The organism is Methylobacterium symbioticum (assembly GCF_902141845.1).
GTDB lineage: Bacteria > Pseudomonadota > Alphaproteobacteria > Rhizobiales > Beijerinckiaceae > Methylobacterium > Methylobacterium symbioticum.
This window is the reverse complement of record NZ_CABFPH010000180.1, coordinates 1-6350: the sequence shown is the minus strand read 5'-3', so window position 1 is coordinate 6350 and position 6350 is coordinate 1. Positions and strand designations below refer to the sequence as shown.

At 71.0% G+C, this 6350-nt stretch carries 5 protein-coding genes; 4 read left to right on the top strand and 1 reads right to left on the bottom strand.

Translation table 11 applies throughout. The annotated features are described in order from the left end of the window. Positions 1-1269: NADH-quinone oxidoreductase subunit E (locus tag MET9862_RS28110; protein ID WP_142586196.1), on the bottom strand; the 1269-nt coding region annotated here is incomplete at its 3' end. Positions 1270-1554: 285 nt separating this feature from the next. Between MET9862_RS28110 and MET9862_RS28105 the strand changes: the two genes are divergently transcribed. The 4 genes from MET9862_RS28105 to MET9862_RS28090 form a co-directional block, all read left to right on the top strand. Continuing rightward, complete coding sequence (locus MET9862_RS28105; RefSeq protein WP_142586195.1) at positions 1555-2157, top strand: LOG family protein; 603 nt, start codon at positions 1555-1557, stop codon at positions 2155-2157. 203 nt (positions 2158-2360) lie between these two features. Beyond that, complete coding sequence (gene glgX / locus MET9862_RS28100; protein WP_142586194.1) at positions 2361-4628, top strand: glycogen debranching protein GlgX; 2268 nt, start codon at positions 2361-2363, stop codon at positions 4626-4628. 178 nt (positions 4629-4806) lie between these two features. Then, entirely contained in the window at positions 4807-5187 is a 381-nt protein-coding gene (locus tag MET9862_RS28095; protein ID WP_142586193.1) for a response regulator, read from the top strand. A 229-nt stretch (positions 5188-5416) separates the two neighbouring features. Continuing rightward, positions 5417-6350: AI-2E family transporter (locus MET9862_RS28090; protein WP_142586192.1), on the top strand; the 934-nt coding region annotated here is incomplete at its 3' end.

Sequence of the window (6350 nt, the reverse complement as noted above, 5' to 3'; positions counted from 1 at the left end):
CGGCGCCGGTCCGGCCGGCCGGCGGGCCGGATCCGGCAGCGTGGCCTGCTCGCCGGGCCGGGCCGGCTCGGCCGCCCCGGCGGAGCCGGGCTTGTCGGTCCCGGACCTCCCGGCTGCGGACATCCCGATGTCAGGCTTTCCGGTATCGGGCTTCGCAGTGCCGGGCTTTGTAGTGCCGGGGCTGGCGGCTTCGGCGCTGACCGCTTCGGATGTGCCGGTGTGCGACCTCGGCGTCTCGGATCCGGCGGTCTCCGCCGGCTTCGGTGAGGTGGGCTCGGCGGCCGGCCGGGCCGCCTCCGTCCGGGCGGCGACCTGCACCGCCGTCTCGGGCACGGTGAAGGGCACCTCGGCGCGGATGCGGACCTTGCCGGTGCCGGACTCGACCTGATCGATCCGGATCCGGTAGGCGCCGGGGCGCACGCCCTTGCCGATGGTGAAGGTGACCTTGCCGTCCGCGCCGGCCTGTCCGGGGGCGATCAGGGTGTCGTTGAGATAGAGCCGCACCACCGCGCCCGGCGGCGCCTCGCTGCTCACGTAGAGGCGGCCATTCTCCTGCGCGTCCACACTGACGATGCGCAGCGGCGTCGCCGTGGCGGGGCCGGCCCCGGCGGCCTGCGGCGCCGCCTCGGGCTGGGACAGCACGGCGGTCGGGCGGTCCGGCGCGGTCAGGGCGACGAGGGGCTTGGCCCCGGGCGTGGCCGGCAGGGCCACGGCGACGCTCTGCTTCGAGCGCACCTCGCGTCCATCCGCGCCGGTCGCGCGCAGCACGATCTCGCTGCTGCCCGGTGGCAGCCGCGGCGGCACGATCGCGAACTGGCCGTCGCGGTCCGCCCGCGCCTGGGCGACGGGCTTGCCGTCCACCAGCATCTCCACGGTCGAATCGGGCTTGGCCCGGCCCGCCACGACGGATTCGCCGTTCGGCTCGACGCGCACGACGTCGAAGCTCGGCACGGCCGGATCGGGCTTGTCCGCTTCGTTCGTGGCCGTCTTCGGCCCGTCGAGCGTCGGCGTCGGGGCCGGCGGGCTCACCGCCGCGTCGGACCCGCCGGGCGGCGGCTTTGCGGGCGAGCGCGTCTCGGGCAGGGCTGCCACGGCGCCGCCCTCCGGCTTGGCGGCCTGCGGCGCCGTCAGCGGGCGCGGGGTCGCCGCATCGCCTGCCGGTGCCCAGCGCTCGCGCAGGCCGCCTCCGAACAGGGCAAGCACGAGCCCCAGTCCGGCGACGAGCCCGCCGAAGGCGAGCGCGAGGCTGCGCCCCAACACGGTGGACATCACGGGCCTCACATCTGCTCCCGACGGCTCCGGGCACGTTGGGCTGTCCGAAAAACGTCGACTGTCCGGGGCATAATACTCTACATGGATCGCAGACCAAGCCGCCCTGCCGCGCGTCCGGGGGATTCCCGCGCGAATTCAGCACTTTGGCCCCGCCGGAGCCGTGCGGCGCCGATCTTGCGGCCGAGATTGCGGCGGCGCGGCCCGCGCCCCGCGGGCAGGTTTACGGGGAGCCGGGCTCCGCGCGACCTGCTATGCACGTGAACGGTTGATGGAGGAGGCCGGATGGCTCCGGTGAAGACGGTCTGTGTCTATTGCGGCTCCGGTTTCGGGCAGGATCCCGCCTTTCGGCGGGCCGCCGAGACCCTCGGCACGGCGCTCGCGCGGGCCGGGATCGGCCTCGTCTATGGCGGCGGCGATGTCGGCCTGATGGGCACGGTCGCCCGCGCGGTGATGCAGGGCGGCGGCCACGTCACCGGCATCATCCCGGACTTCCTCCAGGCCCGCGAGCACATGCTGGAGGACATCCAGGAGACGATCGTGGTGGGCGACATGCACACCCGCAAGCGCCTGATGTTCGAGCGCTCCGACGCCTTCGTGGCGCTGCCCGGCGGCATCGGCACCCTGGAGGAGCTGGTCGAGCAGCTCACCTGGGCCCAGCTCGGGCGCCACCGCAAGCCGATCCTGCTGGTCTCGGTGGCCGATTTCTGGAAGCCGCTGCTGACGCTCTTCGATCACATGCGCGACCACGGCTTCATCCGCGAGGGTCTCGACCTCAGCTACCTCGTCACCGCCGAGGCCGAGGCGGTGGTGCCGCTGCTGCGGCGGGAGGTGGGGCGGCGCGGGGCCGATCCGGCGGCCGAGCGCTTCGTCGAGGAGCGGCTGTAGGAGCGGCCTTTCGCGCTGCACCATCGGCCGCCCGCGCCAGGGTGGCGGCCGGGCGTGGCGGCCATGTCACAGCCGCTCCGCCGCACAGGAATTTTCCGCAGCGCACGGAGCCTCGCCGGAGCCAGTACGTTCAGACAGGGATCACGCACCCCGCGTCGGCCGCCGGCCGCCGCGCGTCGCGGGATGCGATCCCCGGAGTGAGCATGGCTGACAATTCCCGACCCGCCTCCACGGCCCGCGTGGCGCGCGCGCGCATCCAGGAGGGCCTGCCCTATCCGCTCGGGGCGACCTGGGACGGCCTCGGCGTGAACTTCGCCGTGTTCTCGGCCTACGCCACCAAGGTCGAGCTCTGCCTGTTCGACGATGCGGGCGAGCAGGAGATCGAGCGCATCGATCTGCCCGAATACACGGACGAGATCTGGCACGGCTACCTGCCGGACGCCCGGCCCGGCACGATCTACGGCTTCCGGGTGCATGGCCCCTACGAGCCGGAGAACGGCCACCGCTTCAACCCGAACAAGCTCCTGATCGACCCCTATGCCAAGGGGCTCGTCGGCTCCATCACCTGGAACCCGGCCTTGTTCGGCTACAAGATGGAGACCGGCGACGACCTCACCTTCGACGACCGCGACAGCGCGCCCTTCACGCGGCGCTCGCGCGTCATCGATCCGGCCTTCACCTGGGGCCGGCACCAGAAGCCGAACGTGCCCTGGGAGAAGACCATCGTCTACGAGGCCCATGTGAAGGGCCTGACCAAGCTCCATCCGAAGGTTCCGGAGAAGCTGCGCGGCACCTATGCGGGCCTCGGCAACCCGGACGTGCTCGACTACATCAAGAGCCTCGGCGTGACCTCGGTCGAGCTCTTGCCGGTCCACTCCTTCGTCCAGGACGACTACCTGCAGGAGAAGGGCCTGACCAACTACTGGGGCTACAACACGATCTCGTTCTTCACCCCCGCGCGCCGCTACGCCGCGGTGCCGGATTTCGCCTTCTCCGAGTTCAAGGAGATGGTCTCGCGCCTGCACGGCGCCGGCCTCGAGGTGATCCTCGACGTGGTCTACAACCACACCGCGGAGGGCAACGAGAAGGGGCCGACCCTGTCGTTCAAGGGGATCGACAACGCCTCCTACTACCGCCTGCTGCCCGGCGAGGCGCGCTACTACATCAACGACACCGGCACCGGGAACACCTTCAACCTCTCGCATCCGCGGGTGCTGCAGCTCGTCACGGACTCCCTGCGCTACTGGGCGACCGAGATGCAGGTCGACGGCTTCCGCTTCGACCTCGCCACCATCCTCGGCCGCGAGCCCTACGGCTTCGACGAGGGCGGCGGCTTCCTCGACACCTGCCGGCAGGACCCGGTGCTCAATTCCGTCAAGCTCATCGCCGAGCCCTGGGATTGCGGCCCCGGCGGCTACCAGGTCGGCGGCTTCCCGCCGGGCTGGGCCGAGTGGAACGACCGCTTCCGCGACGATGTCCGGGCCTACTGGAAGGGCGATGCCGGGCTGCTGCCCGATCTCGCCTCGCGCATCACCGGCTCGGCCGACAAGTTCGACAAGCGCGGGCGCAAGCCCTGGGCGAGCGTCAACTTCCTCACCGCCCATGACGGCTTCACCCTGCACGACACGGTCGCCTACAACGACAAGCACAACGAGGCGAACGGCGAGAACAACCGCGACGGCCACTCGCACAACCTGTCCTACAATTACGGCGTCGAGGGTCCGACCGACGATCCCGCGATCCGCGCCGTGCGCCTGCGCCAGATGCGCAACATGCTGGCGACCCTGTTCCTCTCGCGCGGCACGCCGATGCTGCTCGCCGGCGACGAGTTCGCCCGCACCCAGAACGGCAACAACAACGCCTATTGCCAGGACAACGAGATCTCCTGGCTCGACTGGAACGCCATCGGTGCCGAGGAGCGCGACCTCGCCGAGTTCACCCAGCGCCTGATCATCCTGCGCAATGCCCTGCCGATCCTCAGCCGCGGGCGCTTCCTCTCGGGCCGCTACGACGAGGATCTCGGCGTCAAGGACGTGACCTGGCTGCGCCCGGACGGGGCCGAGATGGAGGGCGAGAACTGGGGCGACGGCGGCGCCCGGGCGCTCGCCGTGCTGCTCGACGGTCGCGCCCAGGCCACCGGCATCCACCGCCGCGGCGGCGATGCCACCCTGCTCGTGCTCTACAACGCCTACCACGACCTCGTGCAGTTCACCCTGCCGGAGACCGTGGGCGGCGACGCCTGGACGCGGCTCCTCGACACCAACCTGCCCGACAGCCAGGCGGTCGAGCATTTCCGGGCGGGCGACAGCTACGACGTCACCGGCCGCTCGATGCTGATGTTCGTGCTCAAGCCCGAGGATACGCCCGGCGACGCGCCGACCGAGATGGAGCGCTCCTACCAGCACGTGATGCAGGCCTTCGAGCGGGCCAATATCGAGAACGTGCACTTCCATCTCGACGCGGAGGAGTGAGGGATCCTGGCCCGTCGACGCGATTCCGGATTGCATACGGATCGCGGGGCGGGCCTGAGACGTTCTCTTGCGCTGCGGCCGCCTGCGCCGCAGCGTGCCGGCGCGATCGGCCGCGCGGTGCCGTGATCGGTGTCATGAGCCGCGTGTCCGCGACGGATTTCGAGGGGTAGGTTGGGCGATGGCCAGGATATTGTTGGTCGAGGATCACGAGGAGATCTGGGACTTCCTCTCGCGCCGGCTCAAGCGACGCGGCTACGACGTGATCCTGGCCCATGACGGCGAGGCCGGCGTGCAGCAGGCCCGCACCGGCCGTCCGGACGTGATCCTCCTCGACATGAACCTGCCGGTCCTCGACGGCTGGTCGGCGGCCCGCGCCCTCAAGGCCGGTAGCGATACCCGCTCCATCCCGATCATCGCGCTCACCGCGCATGCCATGTCGGGCGATCGCGACAAGGCGATCCAGGCGGGCTGCGACGACTACCATCCGAAGCCGGTCGATTTCTCGAAGCTGCTCAGCCAGATCAGCGCGGCTCTCGGGGAGACGGCCTCGGCGGGCTGAGTGCCGCTTTGCCTCCCTCCTCTGCGGGGGAGGGTGGCCCTCGCGTCAGCGAGGGTCGGGAGAGGGAAGCAACGGTGTGGGATATGCGGGGCATCGACGCTGCGCCTGTGCCTGAAGCCGGGCTTCCCTCTCCCGACCCGCTCCCGGGCCACCCTCTCCCGCAGAGGGGAGAGGGCGGTGGTGGCAGGACCGTGTTGCGTGAACCGGGCCGCGAGGCCGTGAGGACTTGATGAGCGACGATCCCGTCACCGCGCAGCGGCTCAAGCAGGGGCTGCCGATCTTCCTCGCCCTGGCCTCCGTGCTGCTCGTCGTGGCCGTGATGGCCGCGCTCTATTTCGGGCGCGACATCCTCGTGCCCCTCACCCTCGCCATCCTGCTGAGCTTCGTGCTGGTGCCGGCGGTGCGGGTGCTGCGGCGCCTGCGCGTGCCGCGGGCGCTCGCCGTGCTGCTCGTGGTCACGGTCGCGTTCGGCACCCTGTTCGGCGTCGGCAGCCTCATCGCGAGCGAGGGCGCGCAGCTCGCTGCCGACCTGCCGCGCTACTCGCTCACCATGCGGGACAAGGTGGCGGCTCTGCGCGGCGCCACCGCCGAGACCGGCACGCTCGCCCGCATCGTCGATCTCGTGCAGGATCTCGGCGCCGCGCTCCAGCCGCCGCCGCCGGTGGAGCTGAAGGGAGACCCGGGCTCGGCCACCCACCCGCTCACCGTCGAGATCAAGGCGGCCAAGGCGGGGGTGCTGGAGACCGTGCAGACCTTTGCCGGCCCGATCCTGCATCCGCTCGCCACCACCGGCCTGATCCTGATCTTCACGATCTTCATCCTGCTCCAGCGCGAGGATCTCCGGAACCGGGCCATCCGCATCGCCGGATCGGGCGACCTGCGCCGCACCACCGCGGCGATCGACGACGCGGCGAGCCGGCTGTCGCGCTTCTTCCTGGCGCAGCTCGCCCTCAACATCGCCTTCGGCGTGGTGATCGGCCTCGGCCTCTGGATCATCGGCGTGCCGAGCCCGATGCTGTTCGGCGTGCTCGCCGCCATCCTGCGCTTCGTGCCCTATGTCGGTGCCTGGGACCTCGTGCAGGTGAGCGCGGCCCTCGAATCCGACGGCAGCCCCGGCACCCTCGCGCTGGTGCTCTCCGCCGAGGAGCTGCGCGACAATGCCG